The 21,792-nt window shown below is 45.7% G+C and carries 19 protein-coding genes; 2 read left to right on the top strand and 17 right to left on the bottom strand.

What is annotated here, in order from left to right:
* Window positions 1-17 precede the first annotated feature (17 nt).
* From ACJJIC_RS11640 to ACJJIC_RS11565, 16 genes are all read right to left on the bottom strand, one after another.
* Window positions 18-761 (bottom strand): outer membrane lipoprotein-sorting protein, encoded by a 744-nt coding sequence (locus ACJJIC_RS11640; RefSeq protein WP_444898443.1) that lies wholly within the window; start codon window positions 759-761, stop codon window positions 18-20.
* Window positions 762-798: 37 nt separating this feature from the next.
* On the bottom strand, window positions 799-2,028 hold the full coding sequence (locus ACJJIC_RS11635; protein ID WP_445356967.1) for an ABC transporter permease: 1,230 nt from the start codon (window positions 2,026-2,028) through the stop codon (window positions 799-801).
* Between the two features lie 2 nt (window positions 2,029-2,030).
* Window positions 2,031-2,735: a hypothetical protein gene (locus ACJJIC_RS11630; protein WP_445356966.1), complete on the bottom strand. Its 705-nt coding sequence runs from the start codon at window positions 2,733-2,735 to the stop codon at window positions 2,031-2,033.
* A complete protein-coding gene (locus ACJJIC_RS11625; protein ID WP_444898446.1) occupies window positions 2,732-3,466 on the bottom strand; it encodes an ABC transporter ATP-binding protein in 735 nt (244 codons plus the stop codon). Before ACJJIC_RS11625 ends, ACJJIC_RS11630 begins: the two co-directional genes overlap by 4 nt.
* Window positions 3,466-4,200, bottom strand: coding sequence for a tetratricopeptide repeat protein (locus ACJJIC_RS11620; protein ID WP_444885276.1), 735 nt, complete (start codon window positions 4,198-4,200; stop codon window positions 3,466-3,468). The genes ACJJIC_RS11625 and ACJJIC_RS11620 overlap by 1 nt, the downstream gene beginning before the upstream one ends.
* A gap of 21 nt (window positions 4,201-4,221) precedes the next feature.
* On the bottom strand, window positions 4,222-4,476 hold the full coding sequence (locus ACJJIC_RS11615; RefSeq protein ID WP_252085543.1) for an acyl carrier protein: 255 nt from the start codon (window positions 4,474-4,476) through the stop codon (window positions 4,222-4,224).
* A gap of 2 nt (window positions 4,477-4,478) precedes the next feature.
* Entirely contained in the window at window positions 4,479-5,615 is a 1,137-nt protein-coding gene (locus tag ACJJIC_RS11610) for a hypothetical protein (RefSeq protein WP_445356965.1), read from the bottom strand.
* Entirely contained in the window at window positions 5,612-6,526 is a 915-nt protein-coding gene (locus tag ACJJIC_RS11605) for an alpha/beta hydrolase (RefSeq protein ID WP_252085541.1), read from the bottom strand. Before ACJJIC_RS11605 ends, ACJJIC_RS11610 begins: the two co-directional genes overlap by 4 nt.
* Window positions 6,523-8,490, bottom strand: a complete 1,968-nt coding sequence (locus ACJJIC_RS11600; protein WP_445356964.1) for an NAD(P)/FAD-dependent oxidoreductase — start codon at window positions 8,488-8,490, stop codon at window positions 6,523-6,525. The genes ACJJIC_RS11605 and ACJJIC_RS11600 overlap by 4 nt, the downstream gene beginning before the upstream one ends.
* Window positions 8,490-10,343, bottom strand: a complete 1,854-nt coding sequence (locus ACJJIC_RS11595; protein WP_445356963.1) for an acyl-CoA dehydrogenase family protein — start codon at window positions 10,341-10,343, stop codon at window positions 8,490-8,492. The genes ACJJIC_RS11600 and ACJJIC_RS11595 overlap by 1 nt, the downstream gene beginning before the upstream one ends.
* The gene (locus ACJJIC_RS11590; protein ID WP_445356962.1) at window positions 10,336-11,355 is read right to left on the bottom strand and encodes a hypothetical protein; all 1,020 of its coding nucleotides are present in this window, start codon (window positions 11,353-11,355) and stop codon (window positions 10,336-10,338) included. Before ACJJIC_RS11590 ends, ACJJIC_RS11595 begins: the two co-directional genes overlap by 8 nt.
* A 1-nt stretch (window position 11,356) precedes the next feature.
* Window positions 11,357-11,884, bottom strand: a complete 528-nt coding sequence (locus ACJJIC_RS11585; protein ID WP_445356961.1) for a hypothetical protein — start codon at window positions 11,882-11,884, stop codon at window positions 11,357-11,359.
* Complete coding sequence (locus ACJJIC_RS11580) at window positions 11,881-12,717, bottom strand: hypothetical protein (protein WP_445356960.1); 837 nt, start codon at window positions 12,715-12,717, stop codon at window positions 11,881-11,883. The genes ACJJIC_RS11585 and ACJJIC_RS11580 overlap by 4 nt, the downstream gene beginning before the upstream one ends.
* Window positions 12,714-13,754, bottom strand: coding sequence for a hypothetical protein (locus ACJJIC_RS11575; RefSeq protein ID WP_444909881.1), 1,041 nt, complete (start codon window positions 13,752-13,754; stop codon window positions 12,714-12,716). The genes ACJJIC_RS11580 and ACJJIC_RS11575 overlap by 4 nt, the downstream gene beginning before the upstream one ends.
* A 3-nt stretch (window positions 13,755-13,757) precedes the next feature.
* Window positions 13,758-14,906, bottom strand: coding sequence for a type III PLP-dependent enzyme domain-containing protein (locus ACJJIC_RS11570; RefSeq protein WP_444888732.1), 1,149 nt, complete (start codon window positions 14,904-14,906; stop codon window positions 13,758-13,760).
* 150 nt (window positions 14,907-15,056) lie between these two features.
* Window positions 15,057-16,526, bottom strand: a complete 1,470-nt coding sequence (locus tag ACJJIC_RS11565) for a class I adenylate-forming enzyme family protein (RefSeq protein ID WP_445356959.1) — start codon at window positions 16,524-16,526, stop codon at window positions 15,057-15,059.
* Between the two features lie 977 nt (window positions 16,527-17,503).
* On the opposite strand from ACJJIC_RS11565, the gene ACJJIC_RS11560 reads away from it, so the two are divergent.
* The gene (locus ACJJIC_RS11560; RefSeq protein WP_445356958.1) at window positions 17,504-19,075 is read left to right on the top strand and encodes a DUF1254 domain-containing protein; all 1,572 of its coding nucleotides are present in this window, start codon (window positions 17,504-17,506) and stop codon (window positions 19,073-19,075) included.
* Here ACJJIC_RS11560 and ACJJIC_RS11555 read toward each other — a convergent pair.
* A complete protein-coding gene (locus tag ACJJIC_RS11555) occupies window positions 19,069-20,085 on the bottom strand; it encodes an AraC family transcriptional regulator (RefSeq protein ID WP_445356957.1) in 1,017 nt (338 codons plus the stop codon). The genes ACJJIC_RS11560 and ACJJIC_RS11555 overlap by 7 nt on opposite strands.
* Window positions 20,086-20,196: 111 nt before the next feature.
* Between ACJJIC_RS11555 and ACJJIC_RS11550 the strand changes: the two genes are divergently transcribed.
* Window positions 20,197-21,726 (top strand): flavin-containing monooxygenase, encoded by a 1,530-nt coding sequence (locus ACJJIC_RS11550; protein WP_445357890.1) that lies wholly within the window; start codon window positions 20,197-20,199, stop codon window positions 21,724-21,726.
* The last annotated feature ends 66 nt before the right edge of the window (window positions 21,727-21,792 follow it).

Genomic DNA, 21,792 nt, shown 5'->3' with positions numbered 1-21,792 from the left:
GCCATGGTCTTTCTATATTAATTCAGTTTACCCAATGAGGCCTTCTGGAAAATAGCCTGATCCAATTCCTTGAGACGGTAATCATCGAATTTCATCCAGGTATAGTTTTCCTGCAACAGGGCATCCACGAGAAGGAGCTTATGTAATTTCAATTCATCGCCAAAGGTTTTATATTCTTTGTAAAAAGCTGTTTTCAGTAGGCGATCTGACCGGGAATAGAATTCACTCTTAAAGGGTTGGTTTCCTTCTGTCTTTTCCATCCACACTTTCACTTTTGCATAAGCCACACCGGAAGCCGTTGAAGTTAACTCCAACAACCAGTAATCCTGCCCTTCGAGAGTTTCTTCTCCAATAATTTCTGCACGATAGTCTCTGGAGAAATTAGTCCCAACAACATCTCCATTACTGGTTTCCCCGATCAGCCGCTGAGACGGTGCAATACGAATAACTCGGCGAGTTCCGGGAATATAGAGCCACATATTGTTACCTTCCTTTAACATGGCCCTCCCCTTTTCACGAGCGGGAGATTCAAAGTGAATCAAAGACTTATCGTTAAACACTTTAACACTGAGCGTATTAGTTCGAGGTTCTTTATCTTTCTTATAGCTGATATTAGTAATATTAAAAACAAATCCTTGATCCTTATACCCCCTAACTTCATCTAATCGATTCACCAGGGATTCAGCCGTTACCTCAGCCACTGCTGGCACGACTAGGGAGAATAAAAACCCAACAAAAAAAATAAAACGGCTTCTTTTCATCTTTTTACCCTACACCTATAAACCTATTGCATTACCGTCAAGTGAATCTCAACGCATTCACTACCGGTATTCTGGAAGCCTTTACTGCTGGATAAACACTAGAAATTAAGGAGACCAAAAAACCCAAGGCAAAGGTTTTGATAAGAATTTCATTAACCACAAATACCCTTATCGGGTAATCCTGAGTACTGCCCGGCGGCCGCGGCATCATCCATTCGGCATAAGTAATGCCCTTTGCCGCAAGAATTCCGATAAGCAATCCTAAGAGGCTACCGATAATACCTAAAAACACAGACTCTAAAAGAATTAAGCCAACTACCTGCGTAGGTGTCCCGCCCATGGCTCGAATAGTCCCGATCTCTCGGGTGCGCTCCATCACAGCCATCAACATGGTATTGGATATGCTTAGAGCTACAATCACCAGGACAATTACGGTGATAAAACCAAACACTCCATTAAATAGGCCAACAACCTGATGATAATAAGCCGCCAAGTCCCACCAGCTTCTTAATTCCAGCCCTAGATTCTGTTGCTTAAATGCCTTACGCAAGGCGTCTACAGCCAGATCGGTTAGTTCAGTTTCTTCAAGCAATACAACCAGCCGGGTTAGATCCGAGGTATAAAGTAATTCCTGCGCAAGTGGCAAATTGACTCTGAGTAAGCGATCATCCAATTCCTTCACGCCAGTGGTCACCACACCGGCTATCTGAATGTCTACCGCATTTATTGCTCCATCCTGGGTGCTTGCAAGCAATGTTAGGTAGTCCCCTACCTGAGCGTCCAGGGAGTTGAACAACCCCTCTCCCAAATGCGCAGCAGCAACATCCTCAGGAAATAGATCTTCACCTTCTACAATATGGATTGCAGAGGAAAGTAGTACCTCTTTTTCAGCATCGATACCAATACCCGATATTGCAATTGACTGCTTCCCATCACTCAGAAGACCATTAAAATTCAGTCGCGGTGCAACAACCAAAGCCTGGCTCTTCTCTTCAATTAGCTGGGTAATCTGCTCTAAGCTGGCAGAGGGAATCAGGTACTTTTCTGGCTCGGCTTTACCATATTGGTTGTAGCCATCGGCATAAATCTGGATATGCCCTAGCTGCGAGCGAATCATGCTTTCACGCATGCCATCGTACATGGACTGAACAAAACCACCGAACACAATCAAGCTGGTACAGCCAAAAATAACCGCCGCAAGGGTGATTATACTGCGTCGACCGTTTCTAAGAATATTTAACAGCGCTACCTTCCAACCCAGAGTCATAACTAAAGTTTCTCCAGGGCCAGGCGAGATTTTTTCGCCCACTCGGTTTCTGAAGCTGTCAACCTTGTCCAGAGTTCTCTGGCTTTATCTGCCTGATCATTACGTTCATAGGCCTGTGCAAGGTAGTAGTCGACAAATGCCTGGAACTCATCACCGTACTTATCACCAATTTTTTGTTGAACTAACTCCAGGTCTTCTACTGCATAGCGGGCCCGTTTCAAGAAGGCCGGCATATTTGCGCAGCTGATGCCCCTCTGCAATCTTGCCCCAAGATTGAAAGGGGCCTGCTTTACTGCCCTATCCATCATGCGATTTCCCCGCCTTGAAAATAAGGATAACTTTGCCAATTGATCGAGATAGAAACTAGATCGAAAGGAAATTGCCGATCCTAGAGCGGCACTCAACTCTGGATCATTGTTCTGCGTGCTCTTCAATTTGGTCATTTTTTGTTCCAGGGATTCCACTTGTTCAACTCGTGTATCCCCTGAGGAAGTCAGCAATGCCAATTCGGCCAAATACGCAATTTTCTTTTGTTCTGGTGTGGATTCTTCATTTAAATCTTCAACCAGGCGAACTCTCTCGAGGTTAGAAGAGGGGATCTCTGAAGGGGGTATGTACTCCTCAGCAATCACCTTTGGAAGGCTGACAAACAGAAAAAAGAAAGCTGTAAGTACCTTCAGAAAATCCTGTGTGCTAAGTATTTTCATACCTCAACCCCCGAACTTGTAATACTGGATCTATCATACCCACTGGCCAGAACGTCACCACTAAGGCGATCACTCACTAACTCTCCATCCAAAATAGTAATCACTCTGGATGCCAGGCTAGTTACATAATCGTCATGTGTTGAAATAACAAAGGTTATGCCCTGCTCTCTATTCAACTTCTGTATCAGCGCCATGATCGTTTCTGAGGTTTTCGAGTCCAGATTTGCCGTAGGCTCATCTGCTAATACAATATCAGGCCGTGTGACAATCGCCCTGGCTATAGCTACCCGCTGCATCTGCCCCCCCGATAACTGGGTTGGTCTTTGCCCAGCCTGTTTTTCAAGGCCTACATCTTTCAGTGCCTGCAGAGCCCTTGCTTTGGCATCTTTCACTCCCCTGAGAGTCAGCGGATACATCACATTTTCCAGGGCAGTAAGCACTGGTATCAAATTAAAGGACTGAAATACAATGCCAATGTGCCGGTTTCGGAATTTTGAACGCTTGTGCTCTCCCAATTTACCGATATTGACACCGCCAACCTGAACAGTGCCGGAATCGCACTGATCAAGAGCCGACAAAATATTAAGCAAAGTACTCTTACCACTACCGCTAGGCCCCTTCACAGCGAGAAATTCGCCTTTTCCCAAGGAAAGAGTGATATCTTTTAGGGCGTCTACCCAGATATCACCCATGGCATAGCGTTTAGATACATTGCGCAATTCAACCAACATTAGGCTTCGCCCAAAGTAATAACCATTTGACTCAACTGCTCACAGGCATCCAGCATGGTAGAAGGACATTCAGCCAAACTTTCTGCTTTCTGGTAATAATCCAGAGCTATATTAAGTTCATTACTATTATCCAACCCTTTAATCCTGTAGGCATTAGCGAGAGCCAGATACACAAGTTGTTTGACTTCCCCAGGTAAAGCATCATTATCTTTTTCTATCAGAGCTATGAACCAGTCTTCATCTTCAAACACTCTGTCAAAGTGACCGCTAACTTCACCGACAAAAGAAAAAGTGAGCAGCCGAACCAGTCGCACATTAAAGTCAGAGCTAGCTTGTAGCGCCGCTTCATCCACTTGATTCATCGCTTGACGCAGACGATAAAGTTTATACAACCCCATGGCCGGATCGAACATGGCACCAGCCAACTTACCTTCATTGGAAAAATAGGCTGCTTTAATCAGCATATTTTCAGGATCTTGTTGGTAGGCGGTAGCCAGTAAATTATCCGCTCTGTCTATTTCATTGTGGTAGCTGTACAGCTGCCCAAGTTGCAACATTAATTCAGGGTCAGATTGATTCTGATCCAGCTCAGCTGTCAGAAACTCCAATTGTTCAAATTCAGTTTTGCTATAGTCTATCTTTTTGAAGTCAATGGGAGCAGCCCCTGAAAACCAGGCAATAATGTTACCAATCAGAAGACTACTTATTAATATTGTTAGCATTTTCTTAAACATGGGCTACCCCCTAAAAAAGATTTAAATCTCAGCTGAATTTTCGAGCAACTGTGTATCCATTTCCTTTAGGGTAGTGTGCTCATCAAAAACCAGATTTTCTGGGCTCATCACACCAGGATAAAGCTGTTCACAAATCAATATCACTTCAACAATATTGAGTGAATCCACACCCAACTCAGCAATAGGGGTATCCGCATCAACAGAATCAACATTCAGCATAAGAGCGATCTGCTCACAGAGTTCCTGTACTTTGCTCTCTACGACTGCTGTAGACATACCTAATCTCCAGTTACATTACCAACTTTCAAGGGATAGAATCGCAACAAATAATCTAGGGTCAAAGCATATATACATACATGCTGCTCACCTTCAGAGTATTTCTGTTGCCGCTTAATAATCTTGGCGCTAATCATAGGGGGTATAAAAAACCAGATACGTGAAAGCCATCGGTTTCCGTAAAAAAACACCCTCTGAAAAGACTCATAAACATTAACTATAGGGTTATCATCCAAAGAGAAAATTTGATTCAGACCACCCTTTTCTTTCAAATTACTCTCATCGACAAGCCTGACCTCCTTACCTAACTCTGCAGCCAGAATATTCAGATGAAAAAGAATAAAAGGATGATACAAATACTCTGCCAGGTAGACATCCCTATCCTGTTCCTTACCAGAAGCTTCCCAGCTCGATTCAAGCTGATCATTAATCTCTCTAACATAGTTTTTCAGATCAATACCTTCAACCTTTCTGGACTTGTGCGCCGCTTTAAAGATATCTGACCTTTGACGATTAAACCCAAATTTTCGCGGCAGGCTATTTTTACTAATTTCGCACAAAAGCTCTTCACAAGCTTCTACTTGCTCAAACACTTGAGCAAAGAACACATGATCGAAAGGTGTAAATAATTGTGAAGCCACCATGGGGAGAAGATTGTATAAGGCCTCCCCTCTGCTTTGAGGCTTTACCAAAGCAGCCTTCAAATTAGGTTCTGTAGCAAGAGCATCATCCAGCCAGATTAATGACTCAGCTGTGATCGTCACCTCATCACCCGGAAAAATCATTCTGACATTTTCCAGCAGGCTTTTTCTTTCAGTAGGAAAACCGAAATATTCAAGCTCAACCAAATAGTTCAGATCGACTTTATCTGCACCTACGGCCAAAAATGAGGACAATTTCGCACTGATGAACAGTTGCTCATTCAGGGTAAAGTAATACAGGGGCAAATTGAACAAATCTGCAACTTTAATGTGAAAGCAATTGCGATCACTTCTCTGGATAACACCCTTATGCTTAACCTCTGATGTGCTCAATAATTTTTTATATTTATCGGGGTATAAGTCCAACACAGAGAACTCCGCACCCACTGCTAGTGTTACAGGCTTTACCCCAGAAATATCATAAACCATTTGTTTCACAAAGCAGCCTCCAATCGCCTCTCTACCACCTTATCGAGCCAGCTGGAGATCGGTTTAGCCGAAGCTGAGATAGCTGACATATGGGTAGCATTGGGAATCTCAGTTAAATAGGATTCTACTTTAGGTGAGATATACCAATTCATTACCGTATATAAGGTATGTGCATCGACTACTTCATCGTACTGGCCCACGGTGATATGACACGGGATATCAATACTGGCGAATAGATCGGTATATCTCTTAATAGTGTAAGCACTAAGTAAGTTGAAACTACAATCAAGTACCCTACCCTGATTACCAGCAGCTGAACCTACTGGAGGGAAGCTTAAAACAGGCATCCGCCTGAATGCAGGAATAAGCATCGCCAGCCAATATTTCCAAAGATTTATTTTGGGCAAATTTTGCTGCTCTGGGCCCGCCATTGGTCTGCTGTGTCGCCGTTTACGAAAATAGCGGATAAAGTACTCAAGTCCTGAAGTGGCAATATCATACTTTCGAGTTTCTTCTGCCTGGGTTAGCGGTGGTGCTATAGCAAAAAAACCCACGATGTCCTTGGTACCATATATTCCGAGGTATCTCAGAGAGGCAAGAGAGCCGGCGCTATGCCCACCGAGTACAAAACGGCGAACTCCTCTCTCCTTGAGGTGCGCTATCAGATCCTGCAGATCATCCTGTAATTGGTTCGGATAATCCAGATCTCCAGGACGCCCCTCACTTTTCCCATGCCCTCTCCAATCCGGTAAGCAAATGGACATTCCCTGTTTGTGTAGCATTCGCCCAAACATTAAATACCACTGACTGCTAAAAGTGCTGCCGTGCATACATATGAGCGCGGTCTCTGTATCTTCTGCTGGCAGCCAGCGAAATGCCAGATTCTTACTATCACGCGCTTTGAAAAACTCTTGAATCACACCGCCTCCACTACAGGACTTTCTGAGGCTTGTTGATCCATTCCCATAGCTTTTCTCTGATCAATTACAGAATCCATAATGCTGTCGGGTTGGCTACGTGCAAATGCCAAGAAAACCGGTACCATACCTGGCATCGCAATGTATTCCTGATTTTGAGACCAGAGCGATTTGGCTTTTTTAGCGAGCTTGTCAAGTTCATCTATAGTTAGCTCTCCGGAAGAATCCTTAATTTCCAGTGCTTCCGTATGGAAAGAGTCTTCCGTCACTCTAACTTGAACAGGGCGCTCCGCCTCATCTGAGAGTATTTCTGAGAATTTTTCAGAAATTTTCTCCAGCAACCACCCCTTGTCGGCAGTGCTTAAATTGGGCCTCCCCAATAAATCCGGCAACAATATACTTTGCTGAACTACCATTTTGTTAGCTAGCCCAGGGAAATCCAATTTGGCCTCAATCACCTTGAGAAATATCTCAACCCACAGCTTTACCCTTAAATCAATGCGCCAACCATCCCGACCAGCAGTACCCATCAGGTAGACAAAATACTTGTAATGATCCGCTCCAGACTCAAAAAATCCTTCATCATTCCTACGGTAATAACGACCTTCCGATTTAAGAACTTTCGCGGTATCTATCAACTGCCTCTGCAATATAAGCTCCAATGCCATATAACCCCGGCGCAGGTAACTTTTACGCTGCCAGTACTCCTGATCCAGGTAGCTGCCTGACATATAGTCCCAGGCGATTTCCAGAAAATAAGCAGCAGTGTTATATGCCAACAGAGGTGAGCAGAGCTCAGCAGAATCAATAACCGGGTATACATTGGCCACATGAGCATAGAGGCCTTGATAAAACTCTTTTACGGTCTGATTCGCAATGGCTAGCTCCTGATTCAGTAAATTCTGGGCTTTACCTCTATCAGGTTCAGCGAGATCCATCAGGATATATTTACAGATATGATCATTAAACAAAGCGATCATATCGCCACCACCACTGAACAGCGGATCGAGAAACATAGAGGCAAAACCAGAGGTAGCCCAACGATCGGGGAAAATAAATTCATCCGCACGATAGGCAAGCTGCCCCCAAGCTTCAAAATCCACCAGCTCAGCGCCATCTAACAATTCTGAAATTGCCTGATAATTCATCAGGAATTCCAGGAAGCTTTCACGCTTGGTGGGTGGTTTTTCAAACTTATCCTTTTCACCGACAATTCCGACACTGGTGTAGCCACCACTCAGTGGAATAAACCACACCCAATAGCCATCTCCGGAAAAATGATTGGTAGATAAGAAACGGCCAAAAGCCCGTTTTCTCCAAGATTCATCTCCCATGGAGTCAATATCCCGGATATTCTTGAAGCGTCCCCAGGAAGAGAAGTGCTCGGGTACATTCTCTTGGCGTGTTAACTTTTTATGTTTCTTTGCAAAGCGATTGCGCCCACTACAATCCACTAACCAGCGGGCTGCAATCTCAGTGTTGCAATCAGCCACAGACAGCTGAACGGAATGACGGTTATCCTCAGACTCAATACTGAGGCCCTTGGCTTTCACACCCATCAGAACTTGAATACCATCTTCCCGGTTCATTTCAACCAGGTCCGCCTCCAAGCGAGCTCTGTCCAGCTGGAAAGCTGGATGAGGCGGAATACTAGTAGTTCCGTGCTCACTCATTTCGGTTAGAGACAAGCTGTGATCAGGTTTATCAAAGAAAAAGCGCAAACCGTTTTTCGGAAGGTGGTTCCTATAAAGATAATTAACCAAGCCCAACTGCTTCATAAAGTAATGGCCGGTCATCTCAACAGTAGCTTCCCCCACTTTTGCACGGAAACTATCACTGGCTTCTACAACCAAAATTGAAACATCCTGGCCACCGCGTCTAATTTGCCGAGCCAGAGTCAACCCGGCCCAGCCTCCGCCAATGATGACAACGTCATATTCTTTTTGTATTTGATCGAAAGCATTCATCACAGCGATTCCACCCCAGTGAGAAGAGAATCCCATACGGGAGAGTCAACCTGACAAAATGAATCATGATCCTGAATAATGTCCATCACCATCTTGGTTCTGGGTAATTCATTCCTGATAAAGAATTTAGCGCTAGTGACCTTCGACTCGTAGAAAGCTTTATCCTCCTCTCCTTTACTCAGGCGACTGGATGCACTACAGGCAGCTTCTAGCAACAACCAGGCAAGAGTAATGTCCCCCATCATGTGCAGAATACGAGTACTGTAAGCCGGAATTTTGAACATCTCTTTGGTCCTGACCCACACATGTACGGTTTTCAGGACAGTCTCCAAGTGCTCGAAGGATTCTTGAAGGCGACTAAATTCGGTTTTGAAATTGGGGAAATCACCCGCTCTATTAATAAATGATTCAAACTCACTCTTATAAATTTGAAACAGCTTGCTGGAGTTGCCCAGCCCTAACTTATCTCGGATAAGATCCTGGCTCTGGATATAATTAGTTCCTTCCCAAATGGCGAGTACCTTGATATCCCGAGCATACTGCTCAATACCCAATTCTTTCAGGTAACCCTGGCCACCACAGGTCTGAATGGCCAGTTCACAAATGCGCCATGCCTGATCACTGATATAGGCTTTCACCACGGGAGTCAGTAGGTTTACCAGCCCCTGATGATAGGCAACCTCAGTTTTCTTAGCCTCATCCCCCTCGAATGTCTTAAGTAAGCTTTCAGATAGGGTCAGCTTGGCGATCAAGGCCCTGCAGCCCTCAACCTTGGATTTCATTTCCAGTAACATGCGCTGCACATCTACATGCTCAACAATATTGACCCTGCTTGCCTTAGCGCTGAAGCTTTCATGAAAACGTTTGCCCTGAATGCGTTTACTGGCATAGGCTAGAGCGTTGTAGTAAGCCGAAGAAGCCATTCCCAGGGCATAAACCCCTGTGCTAATTCTTGCCTGATTCATCAGGGTCAAGAACTGCAATAATCCAACATTTTCCCGATCACCTAGTAAATATGCACGGCATTGGCCATTCTTGCCGAAGGTAAGGTGAGTATTGGCACAACCTTTAAAACCCATTTTGTCAGCAAGGGAGATACATTCAACATGATTAAACTCTCCTAGGCTGCCATCTTCTTCAACCCAGTATTTGGGTACGATAAAGCAAGACAAGCCATAGGTTCCCGAGCCACTCTTCTCCCCTCTACCCATCACAAAGTACAAGGTATTATCTGTTAGGTCGTGCATACCAGCACTGATTAGGTACTTTTCACCAGTGAGTAAATAGGTACCGTCTGCTTGCCGCGCGGCCTTGGTATCGACCAGGGAAACATCACTGCCAGCCTGTGGCTCAGTCAAACAAAGGCAAGAAGTCCACTCAGAAGTAGCCAATTTGTCCTTAAATAGTGCTTTTTGAATTTCTGAACCATATTTTTCTACCAGGGTAGAAGATGGCAAACAAAAACCACCATAGGTCATAAAGCTGGGGTTGGCCCCCATAAACATTTCTAACAGCATTTGCATTATAAAGGGCGGAAGATCGGTTACCTGACCGCCACTGCTAGAAGATAAGTCTCCCCATTCCTCTTTAAAACGACTCCACATCTCCGGAAAAGAGGAAGGCAGCTGTACCTTGCCATCAACCAAGTGGCAACTTTGTTCATCAGCCTCTTGATAACCTGGTCCCAATACCTCAGTAGCAAATTTTTTCGCACGCTGCAGAACATCATCTACGATTTCAGCAGAGCAATCACTATAGCGTGGGTGCTCAAATAGTGTTTTGGCCTGATGAAACTGGTCTTCAATAAGAAATTTAAATTCCCGCAAATCAGACTTATAGATATTTCTACCCATGTTTGGCTCCTTGATTTTCCAAGAGTGACCGCCAGCTGCCGGAACCCAGCACCCAGTGAAATATTTGATTATGTCTTCCCCGGTATTTTTTCTGGGGATAAATCATGGCGCCGCGAACATGAGGAAGGTGATCCTGGCCGTATGCATCTTCGAGACATTGTGCTGCATTAAAACCCTGATAAGCCTCTTCAAGAGAAACGGTCTCTGTGTTCACCAGACGGGAAAGCAGCTGTCCATTTGCTTGTGGGGTTCTGTGTACCCGGAGGCAACCAGCCCTACCACCGCCACCAAGAGTGATTATCCAGAGACCTTCAATTTCGTCTCTCAAACAATATTTATCAATCTCCGCAAGAGGCTTAATACTAAGATAGTGAAGCCCATCAAGCTCAACACTAGGCAGCCAATGAGTTTTATCCTCATGAGAAAAGCCTTTCAGCAATCCTTTCGCCCAGCGAGATTGAATATCAAAGGACACTACACGGCAGGAATTGTCCAGATCAGTCGCCATTAATTTCTTGAGGTTTTGCACCAGCTCAGGCGCCCCATTGAGTGATGGCGCTTGCGATAAAATATCACAACTGGAAATTTGGCATAAACTCCGTTCGTGGTAATGCCTACATAACCAGGAAACTGCCACTCCTGTAATCACATCCAAACCGTCCTGCCCAGGCTTTATTCCTATACCCAGGGCATCCAGGCATTCCTGCTGCCGCTCTTTACCCAGCTCTAAATTTATAACCAGGGCGTCTTCTTCATGACGTTTGGAATAACTTAAAAGCGCAGCATGAAAACTGGTACATGCACTACCTACAAATTGAATGTTATGCCCAGCCTCTTCCAGCTGAACTAGAAACTCAACAACCGGCCGCTCCAGTAACACATTAGCCTCGCCGGCTGAAACGACATATACAAGCTCTGGGATATAATCCAATCCCGAAAGGTAATGGTTTAGGGAGTTCAACAGTTGCTCTGTTTCCCCTTTATGATCAACCCAGAGGCTTCTTATATACATTTTATGCGGTTCCTTCCCTGGCCATTTTTTCAATGGCACCAAAACCTAATTCCAATAATTTTTCAGAGTATAAAGAAACTAATTTTTCACAGTTCTCTGTAGCAGATATCCTGATGTGAATACTATTATTGCCTGCTTCCAGAGGGTGTCGTACCAAGTTATCCTCAATAACCAGATACGGTTTGCCCTCCCTTTGTAAGATATATTCCTCAGCCTGAATATCCTGCAACATTAAGACCCGCTCATGTAGAAATACTTTTGGCATTCTTCCACCAGCAGGCATCTGCATTCTCATCAAGATTGTTTCGATCAAAACCCCAGATTGATCCAAGCACTCCAATAGCTCAACCAAGAGTTGATAGTGCTCAGCAAAGCTTAAAAGTACTGGAATTGTACCCACCGGTAACTGAGAAATTGCTAGAAAATCGGATTCACCTTTCAAGGGCAATGTCTGGGCTGCGCAGAGTTTAGGGGTTTGCGGATAGGGATTGCGCAGTAACCTACTGGAAAGCTCTATCACTTTACTCATACCGCCTCCGCCAAGTAAAAAGTGCTACCCTGGTCAACCCTAACTTCAGCCGTACAGTAATAGCCATTGAGAGCAATAGAACATACCAATAGCTTCTCATCCTCTTGGAATCTACCCTCAACTCCGTGGCTAATAATGTTTAACCAGGGATCACTACCAAAACAGTGCCCCCACCTTTCATGAAGATCGGGAAGCTGCTGGAAACTACTGAGTAAACGGGTAAATATTTGTCGTATGTTTTCTGGGAAAAATGGCAAAGATAAAGTTAGATCCTTCCCAGCACTGGCCATCTTTCTGATAATTGTTGCAAACTCTGGTGTTGTGTTATAGGTAACCGCACAACCGGCTGTAATATCTTCCACTCTGAATGAGTCGACTTCCAAGAGCAATGTGCATAAACCAAAGCCGCTCTTGCCCCAATTTTCATTACTCTGCCAAAAGCTTAAATCCAGCACATTGGCATCCAGAATACTGACTAGTACATAACGTACAACTGGATTTTGTCGCAAGTAATAGCGCAGGCTGTAACCCCAGGATGCACACTCATAAGTGTTCACAAAACTGGTCACAGGAATACTTGGTCGATTTTTCAGAGAGTTTAAATCGTCCGTATTAACGGCCCCAGTCGTAAAAGGTAGCTCAATCATGGTTGAACAAAGAAAGTGTCGGTTAATCTCAGCCCTTACCTCCTCTGGAATAACCTCTGTTACACGAGCACTCTGTTCTGATATAATTTCACCGATTTGTGCGAAGGCTTCTTGCAAGCCTCCACTCTCTGCAAAAGTAATATTTTCTATGGGGGTAAATGCCGCTGACTTCAGGTATAAGCTCATAGCCGATGCCCTTTCGCCTTACTATAAATCTCGAAAAAGCAGCGGTAGGAACTTCCTTCCATCTTGGTGAACGCCAGCAAATCCCGCTGGCGAGTTTTGCTTTGTACCTTACCCGAAGATACCAAGTGCAAAAGTAATTCGTTACTGGCAAATTTTGTTGCCAGCACTCTATTCACACTATGCATTGAGAAGATGGTGGCCGAGGTTTGCTCATTACAGAGATAAATCAGATACTCGACAATCTCCTGATCCGCAACAGACAACTCAACCTCCCCTTGATCTCGTAACCAAAGCACAAAGTGCATCAGAGACTTCACAAAACGGGGACGCACAAGTGTCAGGAAGCGATTAACACTCCCTAGACCACCTTTGCTAAGCAGCATCTCTTTAGTAACTGAGACACGACCACGGCAGTTCCCCAGTTGCAGCTTGCCATCCAGGAAGGGCTCACCAACAGATGACTGCTTCAATTCAGCACAGAGTTCAGGAGGCAGCATCAATGTAACTGGGAATGGCCTTGCTGCCTGTTTGGCAACAACCATGGCAAACCCTAGCTTTTGTGCCTCTATACCATGAATTTTATTGATATTAAGCTGCAAAACACCATCATCATCCTGTATCTCAGTCTTCCAGCTCTGCAGGCTTGGGCCACCGGGGTCTGTCATCAAGAAGTGACCAAAAATCCCCTGCTCCACCCAGTTATTCACTTGAGCCAGCTGATCTTCAGTCGCCGTCAGACTCATCATGATGGAACCAAACAGTCCTATCATTTCATGGAAATGGTGGGCCAACCCCTCATCGCGCACCTTGTCAATAATTTGATCAATAACAAAAGTTTGTTCAAATTGTTCTAGTGGCTGCTTGACCGATGGCTCTCGAAGAGGGGCAGGCTCTGTCAGAGGGTCTTCAATGATCATTGAAGCATCGAACAGACGCACACAGGCCTCCTCAAGAAGCCCTTGCAGTGAAGCTGGCACTGGAGAAACGGAAGAAAGCTGATTGATTACAAAGCTGCCGGCAATAGATTGCAGTTCCATAAGTTACTCCATGAGGTAGGATTTAGCAGAAGGTAAACTCAGGAATGGAGCAACGGTATAGCTCGCGTTATAGGCTCCGCAATTGCTGAAAACAGCCAGGTCGCCAGGCTGTACAGGCCCGCCTTTTATTTCACCGATCACATCTTCCTTGTTACAGGAAGTACCTACCAGCAAACAGCTCTCTGTACTGCTCTCAAATTCCAATATTTCATCGCCACGCAATATCAGTGGCTGACTGAAGCGTTTAAAAGTACTTTCCGTTTTCGCTAAAAGAAAGTTCTGCGCCATGCCGCCATCACAGATTCCGTACTGCTGCCCTTCTATCGATTTCACGTAGCGAATCTGAGTTACAAAATATCCCGCACTGGCAACCAGAGCACGCCCACTTTCGTGGGCGATTTTTATGTGAGAGGGAAATTCACCAAGTAATTCCCTATATTGTTCAAAATTAAAATCAATACTTTCCCAATTCAGATCAAAGCCACCGCCAAGGTTAACTAAATCAATGGCATAGCCTAGCTCCCTCTCAAATTTCTCAACTATTTGCAAAGCTGCTTGCGCAGTATTAAAAGCGAGCTTTGCGAAATTATAGGATCCTCGGAACACATGGAATCCAGCAACTTTCAACTCATGTTTTTTACAGAATGCCAAGGCCGTTTCAACATCACTCCAACCAAAGCCAAAGTGGTCTCTTCTCGTGGTTACCGGAGCCTTCTCAAATTGATCCAAGGTACTGGGGTTCAAACGAAGTATCAGCGGATTAATCGGACGCTTCCCCTGAAACTCCTTAACGATTTCTAACTGGGATAGATTATCGATCACCAGTGTGCACTTACTTGCAATTGCCGCTCTGAGGAAACTTTTATCTGCGGAAGGGTTATTGATATAGCGAGGGCTTTCACCTCGAGGGAGAAGATTCAACTCCCCCACAGAGGCAATTTCAACTCCATCTTCAAAAACATGACCACTACGTACGACAAGATCAAGGCAGCTATTCGCCTTTAGGGAATATATGAGAGATGTTCCCAGGCGGCCTTTCAGTTTTTGGTAGTTATCGGCAATATCTTTTAGGGAGTAGACATAGCACGGTGTTGAAAAGTGTTGCCTTTGCTGGCTCAGCTGGGCAACGAGCTTTTCCAATGAAGCTTTCATGATATCACCAGGATAAATTTAAATTCATTCTTATATAGGGCACAAATATTTCAGCCGTATTTACGACTTACCGGTCTAAAATATTATTTATTAATAAGCTAGTACGCTGCCCGCCGACCAAATAGTCTCAGTATTTCCAACTGAGAAAACTCATGCTTGAAGCTCTTGTTCAAGTTTTTTCTTATCAATTTTGCCGTTTGCTGTTAGGTCGATTGATTCAACAAATCGCACTTCCCTCGGAGTGTAATCAGCATCCAGATTCTCTTTCAACCACACTTTGAGGTGCTGTTGATTTTCAGGCGTGTTTTCCTGCAGTTCAACTACACAAACCGCAACCTCATTTTGAAACTTATCTAAAGAACCGAGCACTACACTGAGGTGTACCAACGGGCATGTATCAATTACGGCTTCCAAATCTTTGGGGAAAAGGCAAAAACCTGCTTGCTTGATCAGATCCTTGGAGCGCCCCCTGAAGTAATAGAAACCCTCCTGGTCCCGACTAAATAAATCGCCAGTAGCAAGCCAGTTATCATCCCGGTACAGACCATTAAAGATTTGTGCCCCCCCTTGAGCACAGGGATCGTAATATGCCTGCATAACTCCGGAGCCACGCACGAAAAGCTCACCAATTTCATTGGCCTCGGCCTCTCTATAGGCGTTGGTACCGGCATTCATCAGAAAAATTCGAGCATCTAGGCCGGGAATAGGCTTACCCACAGACCCCATCTTCTGCTCCCAAAGTTCCGGTTCCAGATAAAGGGCCCTTTTACACTCAGTGAGACCATACATTGAGAAAACATCGAGCGCCGGACAATATTCTTTCCAAGTGCGAATGACATACTCAGGTAGGTGCCCACCAGTATTGGTTAAAGCGCGAAGTACAGAAAGATCAGGTTTTACCAGTGTCAAAATTTTCGCCAAGGAAGCCCCCATCGCCGGAACAATGGGTAACACTGAAATTTTCTGATCAGATATTACTTTCAAAGCATGAAGAGGGTTGAACGTTTTATCGTAAAGAATTGTTGAGCACCCCGTTTTGAGGGCAAACAACACCTGGTATAAACCGTAATCAAATGACAATGGTGAAAGGCAGAGTATGCGATCCGTCTCAGCCAAGCGAAGATACTGCGAGAGTGAATCCAGAGAAGTAAGCACATTCTGGTGGGTGAGCATTATGCCCTTTGGCTTACCGGTACTTCCCGAGGTGTAGATAATGAGGGCCAGGTCAACACCTGTCACCCTGACAGGTGTGCTGAGTTCAAATAATCGCTGCTGCGGTCGATAAGTAGCCAGCGAAATAACATTTTCACCTTCCACAATGGCCTTGGCATTGCAGTCGCTTGCTATTGCACTCACTGCGGATTGTGAGGCATCACCCTTGACGGGAACCACCACCAAACCGAGGTGCCAGGCCGCCAACATTGTTGCCACTGTAGGAATATCGTTTTGCGCTCTGATTACCAGCCTGTCTCCATGGACCAACGGAGTATCGGCCAACTGCAAAAGAGACAGAGCCCTCTCACAGCATTGATTTGATAAGTTTTCCCCAGTCAGATTTTCAAGGCTTCCACTCCAGAAGCCACTAATAACCCTATCGAACAGGTCGGCAAGCGAGAACATCATTAGTCCAAATATTTTTTTTAAAAATTATTCTATAGCTCCCGACTTCCCCCCAAAAAAGAAACTGGAGCTACCTAGATGGCACGATCATTTTATAAAGTGAGCTCTCCATAATGACAAGCATTATCTTGAAATCCTGTGATGAAGTTTTCATTCCGGCTCATGCAGTTCAGGAAAGTCATAATTTCCTAAATTTTTTTTATGTTGACTTTTGATTATTATTGAACAGGACATTCAGCAGAAAAATAATTTTATTGGTGAGCAGCAAAGGGAAACTATTTTTTAGTGACACCTTGAATTCCGCAAATCGGTTATTAATGTGCAAATTATTTCCATTATCAATGAGGTTTATCTCTAAAGTACCTCACCACTCTCAATAGTCACATGGCCAACCTAAATTTTTGAAATTGACATTATATCTTTAAGTTGTTGACCTTTTGTTACATTAAACATCTAACAAAAAAATTTTTTACTGTGCTTCTCGGCATTAAATGCATCAAGCACCACGAACTCAGAACCAACACAGCCATTCCAGTGCGCTCTTTGAGGAGTTATTGGCGACACTTCCATCAGGCTAATGGCCAAACCCTTAACAAGAATTGGTGGAAAATTAAGCCAAAAAAGACTTTTAGAAGTAGCGGCTAATATAATCAGACCAACGCTTGGTTTTGATCATGAAGAGTCTTGCGGGATTCACTTGGCTTTTAATTTCATGCGGCACAAATAGTTTCACTGGAAACAATATAGGCAAAGCAGAAGTCGATTTATTGGCTTCCAGCCGCTGCAAAAACCTGAACCATCAGTCACTAAATATTTCCCAGGATGTGCTTGCGTCGATAGTTTTTTGAATCGCATTCCGATCAATGCATCTCGCTACAGAAGTTGTAAACGATAAAGATGATTTATGTGATTTGCAGCCCGAGTTTTTATTGCATCAGTCTTATGAGCTGTCATAGAAAATCAAAGAGGAATTGAGATTGAACAGTTGGCCATTGCCGCTCACCCACCAGCCGCAAAAATCCAACATAACCTCGCGGATGATTTTTCTCACTCCATTAATCCTCATTGCGCTATTGCATCCTAACCTAAGCGCTGATGTGAGTAGGGAGTCTGTAGAATCCATCAGTACACCAGATAAAGTAGAAAGCAGCATTGGGCTGCTCAAGTTTCGCGATGGCGCCCCTTATCCCGATACGGCAGAGAAACTCTACGACTACCTGGATCATATGCGTGCAGTAGATAGCTTCTTAAAAGGCATTCAAGGGGCCTCGGTGCACGGATTAATGAAAGGCGCTCGTGAGCTGGGAGCTAAAGCCGCCAATGAGGTTTTAATCTTTGATCGGCTGATGAATTCTGAATCTCTATTTCTAACCGGAAACACATCGACGATTTACACCCTCGCCTTTCTGGATCTCAAGCGCGATGGCCCCACTGTGCTGCATTCACCACCAGGGGTTTCGGGAGCATTTAATGATGCCTGGTTCCGCTATGTGGAGGACATTGGTCGCTCCGGGCCAGATAAAGGGCGCGGCGGTAAATATCTGGTTCTTCCGCCAGACTACAAAGGCAATCTGCCCTTTGGGTATTTTCCCGTCTACCCTCGCTCTTTTCGAGTATGGGTATTTATGCGCTCACCTGGGGAACAGCCATTGGAAGCCGCCGCCCAAAGTGTCAAAGACCACCTCAGGATTTACCCCCTCTCTAGAAAGGGAACCCCCCCGCCGATGGTGTTCATTAGCGCTTCGGGCAAGGCCTTCAATACCATTCATCCCAACAACTACAAATTTTATAAACACCTCAATGAAGTCATTCAGTACGAATGGATTGGCATGCTGAACCCGGAAACTCGCGGCCTGTTTGCCTCTATTGGTATCGAAAAAGGCAAAGCGTTTAGCCCCGATGAACGCATGACCAAGATCCTTACCGATGCCGTTGCCATCGGCAATGGCATCGCCCGCTCTATCGTCTGGTATCCCCGCACCGACAAATCCCTTGCCGATATCAAGATCTACCCCGGCACCGACAGCGCCTGGGTAATGGCATTTCCCGGCAAGAATATTTTCTTTAATGGCCCCGATGGCAAAACCATCAATAGCGATGCACGGGTCAGCTATTTCTACCCCTACACTGGAGTAAGTCCGGCAATGATTGCCCTTGAGCCCGGCAAGGGCTCTGATTACGCCATCGCCTTTGTCGATGAAAATAAGGAGCCCTTCGATGGTGCCAAGAAGTACAAACTGCACTTACCGCCGGAGGTGCCTGTCAACGCTTTCTGGGCCGTTAATATCTACGACAGCCAGACCCGCTCACAGCTCAAGACAAGCCAGAAATTCCCCTCGGTAAGCAGCCAGAGCAAAGGGATCAAACAAAATTCCGACGGCTCTTACGACATCTACTTTGGTCCCCAAGTCCCCAAGGGCTTCGAACACAACTGGTTGGAGACAGTGCCGGGCAAGGGTTTTTTTGTGATATTGCGACTCTATGGCCCCCTGGGGCCCTGGCTGGAGAAGACCTGGCGCCCAGGAGAGGTTGAGCCCACAGACTATTGATCGGCAGGGGCCAGTCGGCGACGGTAGTTACGCGGCGTATCCGAAAACCACCGCCGACAAGCGCGCTGAAAAGTGCTCTGCTCCGCATATCCCAGCAGCCCGGTAATCTGTCCCAGAGCTAGCCCGGTATTTGCCAAGTACTCCGCAGCCATCTCCCTACGCACCAGGTCCAACAAGGCATCAAAGCGCAGACCCTCACCTGCCAGACGTCTCTGCAGAGTACGTGGGTGCAGGCTTAAGTGGGCCGCGACCACCCCCACCTGATACTGGCCAGTAGGCAGCAATTGCCGCATCAAGTCCCTAACCTGTGTACTCAGAGAGGCATCAGAAGAAACAGACTGCTGCTCTAAATAATTGATGGCCAACCGTTTGGTAACCGGATCGGCACAAGCGAGCGGAGTATCCAGCTGCTCTGCCGGGTACTCCATGGCGCAGTAACCGGAAAGGAATTCCACCGGGCAGGAAAAGTATTCAAAGTAATCGGCGGGATCGGTCAGAGCGGCATGTGGCAACAGGACTCGCTGCGGTGCCACATTCGCGCCCATCAGCATTTGCAACATCACCAGCGCACTCCCCAAGGTTTGCTCATGGATCTGGTGAAAGCACGATAAAGCCGGATCGAGTTGATCGAATACCAGGCGCTCTAAAGTACCACCAGGGACCGATTCAATCCGCAAGTGAATAGCGGGGCTGTGCAATGACATAAACCTAGCCACCGCCAGAATCGCCTCTCTGGCCGAAGTGGAGTTGCAGGCTATCACCGCAATCCCCCCCAATCGATCGACACCCTGTCTTACTGCCAGACGAAGGGCAAAGTCAGCGCACTGTAACCGCTCGGCGGTTAGTTCCAGCAAGCGCGCTACATCCAAGTGTGACAGCAAGCGGCTATCCGATATGACAATATCCTCAGGAAGACTAAATTCCGTAAGAAATGTGCGGGCATCTCCTCCAAGCTCCGATGCCAGTTCGCTATACCCCGTAAGCACACTGGCTCGTATCAAACTACCCATTGCTCCTCCAGGGCGCCAGCTGACGCCTCAAGATAATTTTTTGTCGCAATGTAGCAATAAAAAGGCTCCACATCTACGCAGTCTATTGCGTCTAAAGACACAAGAAGGATGATGATTTTGCAACCACTTCACTTTGATGTGCTAATTATTGGAGCCGGGCTTTCCGGTATCGGAACCGCCTGCCACCTGCGCCGCGAATGCCCCTCCAAGAAAATTGCCATCCTAGAGCGTCGCTCTCAAATCGGAGGCACCTGGGATTTATTCCGCTACCCAGGTATTCGTTCGGATTCAGATATGTTCACCTTTGGCTTCGACTTCCGCCCATGGCCGGGGCTGAAGGTACTGGCTGATGGACCCTCTATCCGCCAATACCTCATTGATACTGCAGACGAGTATGCAGTTAGTAGAGATATTCACTTTAATGTCGACCTCTTCAGCGCCAACTGGGATAGCCAAAAAGAACTATGGATTCTGCAGGGAAGCAATACTCAGAGCGGCAAGCCCTGTTACTACAGCTGCAAGTTTTTAATCTCATGTACCGGGTATTACGATCATTCCCAGGGATATCTCCCCAAAATTCCTGGTGCCGAACAGTTTCAGGGTGACTACATCCACCCCCAGCACTGGCCGGAAGAACTGGATTACCAAAACAAAAAAATTGTTGTGATTGGCAGTGGTGCCACCGCTATTACGCTGGTACCCGCCCTGGCTGATCAAGCCAAGCATGTCACCATGTTACAGCGCTCTCCTAGTTATGTTATTTCCGTACCCGCGTTCGATAAACTCTCGGCACTGTTACTAAAGTTTCTACCAAAATCCTGGGTGTTTAATTTTGCGCGCTGGCGAAATATAAAAATACAACGCTGGCTCTTTAAGGCTTCTAAACGCTGGCCACATTTTATGCGCAAACTGTTCCTGCGGGGTGTTCGCAAAAGCCTACCCAACGACTTTGATATGCGTCACTTCACACCGAGCTACAGCCCCTGGGATCAACGTATTTGCGCAGTGCCCGATGATGATTTCTTTGCAGCAATAAAATCAGGCAAAGCCTCAGTAGAAACCGGGGAGATAAAGGCCATTGACAAACAGGGTATCGAGTTGGAATCAGGGCAACAGATCGATGCGGATATCATTATCACAGCTACCGGATTAAATATCCAAGTGCTCGGAGGCATGCAGCTGAGTATTGATGGCAAGAAAGTACCCATCAGTGAAAAGCTCACTTACAAAGCTGTGCTCTTGGAAGGTGTCCCCAATATGTCTTGGGTGTTTGGATATACTAATGCCCCCTGGACCCTAAAAGCAGATATCTCTGCCCGCTACATCTGCCGTTTAATCAATTATATGGATGAACATCAGTATGAGATTTGTTTGGCGGAAGATAACGAGGCCTGTGCTGAAATCAACTCTGTGATGAGCAGCCTGAGTTCCGGTTATGTCAGAAGAGGAAATCATGCCCTTCCCCGCCAGGGCAATAAATATCCGTGGCGCCTACTGAATAATTACGAACAAGATTGCAAAATTTTACTACAGGAGCCTATTAAGGATGCTTATCTTACCTTTCAATCAAAAAAGGCTTCCGCAAACTTAGAAAAAGAAACAGCTAACACTAGCATAACAGAAGATATGGCCACCCATTAAACAAGAGAGGATCGTTAAGCGATGCCCCAGTATTATGTGGAGTAGCAAGGTTTTTAGTGAAGCTAA

The sequence above is a fragment of the Microbulbifer mixtoriginis (SeqCode) genome (assembly GCF_052468275.1).
This window is presented reverse-complemented; position numbering and strand designations above follow the sequence as displayed.